Raw genomic sequence first — 1,922 nt, 5'->3', positions numbered from 1 at the left:
ATGCCGTTTTTCTTCAGGTAGTTGCCTACCAGCTCGCGGATCTCCCGGTCGTCATCGACGATCAGGATGTGATCGACATGATCCATGCTGCTTTCCTCGTTAATTACTCATTGGGGCGCAGTCTAGCCACTGTCGTTGCCTTTGCCTTGTGCCCTTTGTATTGCAGTGTATCTGGCGTTAGGGAGATACACGATGAAGCAAAATTGCGGGTTTGATGCGCCAGGATCGGGGTGACGTCCTACGTCAACCCGGAATAAAGCTATAGGTTCACATGGCCTGAGTCGCTCGGATTCCCGGCTTAAACGCACATCCGACAGGGTACTCAAGGCCAGAAGATCAGGTTTTATTGCCTGGTGAGAGTGCATTCATGACAGCCGTTACTTCGCGAGCCAGCACCACGTTTCAGACGATTGAACAATTTCAGCACCGAGATGATCGCGGTGCCGGCATCCAGCACAATGGATTACCGTCCAAGACGCCTCAAGAGGCCACAGAAAGGCTCTGGCGTGGGAGTTCAGGCTGGCCGGACAAGAACGGCGACGGTCGTTATGAGGTGACCTATGAGTTTCGAGAACCGCCCAAAGACAAGGATCGACGACAGCGCAATATGTCCGGGTTCAGCCACATCCTGGAAAATCAACGGGAACAGACCCGACGCAGTTTGCAATCCATTTCAGATGTGGCCAACGTCAGGTTTACCGAGGGGCCGAAAACGGCGACCAGCGAAGGTCACATTACCGTCGGGAACTACGGCCATTTGTATAATAAAAAAGACCAGCAAAGCAGGTTATATCGAAGACTCCGAAAGCCATACCCATATGAGTTACCTGGACGAACGTCACGGCTATATGAATCACCGCGGTACCCGCGCGTCGGCACCGCAACTTGACGATATCAGCGCTTATCAGAAGAAATACGGCGCCAACCATGAAACCCGCAAGGACGACACCACCTACGGTTTCAACTCCAATACCGACCGCGATTTCCTCAGCGTCAAGACCGACAAGGACAAGATGGTCGCTGCCATTTGGGACGGTGGCGGCACCGATACATTGGACTTCTCCGGCTATAAGCAGGACCAACAGATCAGCCTCAGGGCAGGGACCTTCTCGGATGTCGGCGGCCTCAAGGGCAATGTCTCGATTGCCTATGGGGTGACCATCGAAAATGCTGTCGGCGGCTCCGGCAACGATTTGCTGATGGGCAATGAAGCTGCCAACACGCTCAAAGGTGGGGAGGGTAACGACCGGTTATATGGTGCAGGCGGTGCGGACCTTCTGTGGGGGGGCAAGGGCAACGACGTCTTTATCTATGGAAACACCAGCGAGTCGACCCACGACGCCCCCGATCAGATCATGGACTTCGTCAGCGGCGAGGACCGGGTGGATGTGTCCGGGATTCGCGCGGCATTGGGCGACAAGCCACTGAAGTTTGTCAGCGCATTTTCTGGGGCCAGTGGCGAGGCGGTGGTGACCTATGACCCGGTACTTCAGATGAGTACCTTGCAAATCGCCGGCAAGCCTGACGAGCCGGCCTTCGTCCTGCTGGTCCACGGCAAACTGCAACAGGGCGACATCGTCAGTTGATTCAGCCGGCGTTTCGCAACAGCGTCTCAAACAATCGCTGCACCTGGGGTTCATCAGTGTGGGCCACGTTGAAACGCATCGAGTCACGCTGCGCCGGGTCGTAGCCAAACAGCGCGCCGGGCGCCAGCACCATGCCCTGCTTTAAGGCCGCCTGGGCCAACCGTTCGCCGTTGACCCCAGGCGGCAGGCGCGCCCAGATAAACATCCCGCCTTCGTAACCCATCGGCAGCTCGCAGCCGCAACGCTTGAGCCACTGTTCCACGCGTCCGCCGGCCTCCATCAAGCGTTGCACCATGCGCTTGCGGTGCTTGGCGTAGCTGCCTTCGCTGAGCATGC

The 1,922-nt window shown here is 56.9% G+C and carries 3 protein-coding genes and 1 pseudogene; 2 read left to right on the top strand and 2 right to left on the bottom strand.

The genetic code is table 11. The features are described 5' to 3' along the window. Window positions 1-86, bottom strand: a pseudogene (locus HX823_RS31705) (DNA-binding response regulator); the annotation flags it as partial. A 281-nt stretch (window positions 87-367) separates the two neighbouring features. On the opposite strand from HX823_RS31705, the gene HX823_RS32140 reads away from it, so the two are divergent. After that, complete coding sequence (locus HX823_RS32140; protein WP_256350353.1) at window positions 368-889, top strand: hypothetical protein; 522 nt, start codon at window positions 368-370, stop codon at window positions 887-889. Then, window positions 849-1,586 (top strand): M10 family metallopeptidase C-terminal domain-containing protein, encoded by a 738-nt coding sequence (locus tag HX823_RS31700; RefSeq protein WP_256350352.1) that lies wholly within the window; start codon window positions 849-851, stop codon window positions 1,584-1,586. The genes HX823_RS32140 and HX823_RS31700 overlap by 41 nt, the downstream gene beginning before the upstream one ends. 1 nt (window position 1,587) lies before the next feature. Here HX823_RS31700 and HX823_RS31695 read toward each other — a convergent pair. Next, window positions 1,588-1,922: aminotransferase class I/II-fold pyridoxal phosphate-dependent enzyme (locus tag HX823_RS31695; protein WP_177078589.1), on the bottom strand; the 335-nt coding region annotated here is incomplete at its 5' end.

The sequence above is a fragment of the Pseudomonas sp. P7759 genome (assembly GCF_013386445.1).
Classification (GTDB): Bacteria; Pseudomonadota; Gammaproteobacteria; order Pseudomonadales; family Pseudomonadaceae; genus Aquipseudomonas; species Aquipseudomonas azotoformans_A.
The sequence above is the reverse complement of the archived record's forward strand: the minus strand, read 5'-3'. Positions and strand labels throughout refer to the sequence as shown.

Coding starts and splice junctions, on each gene's coding strand:
- HX823_RS32140 (WP_256350353.1), top strand. CDS start 368: ATGACAGCCGTTACTTCGCGAGCCAGCACCACGTTTCAGACGATTGAA.
- HX823_RS31700 (WP_256350352.1), top strand. CDS start 849: ATGAATCACCGCGGTACCCGCGCGTCGGCACCGCAACTTGACGATATC.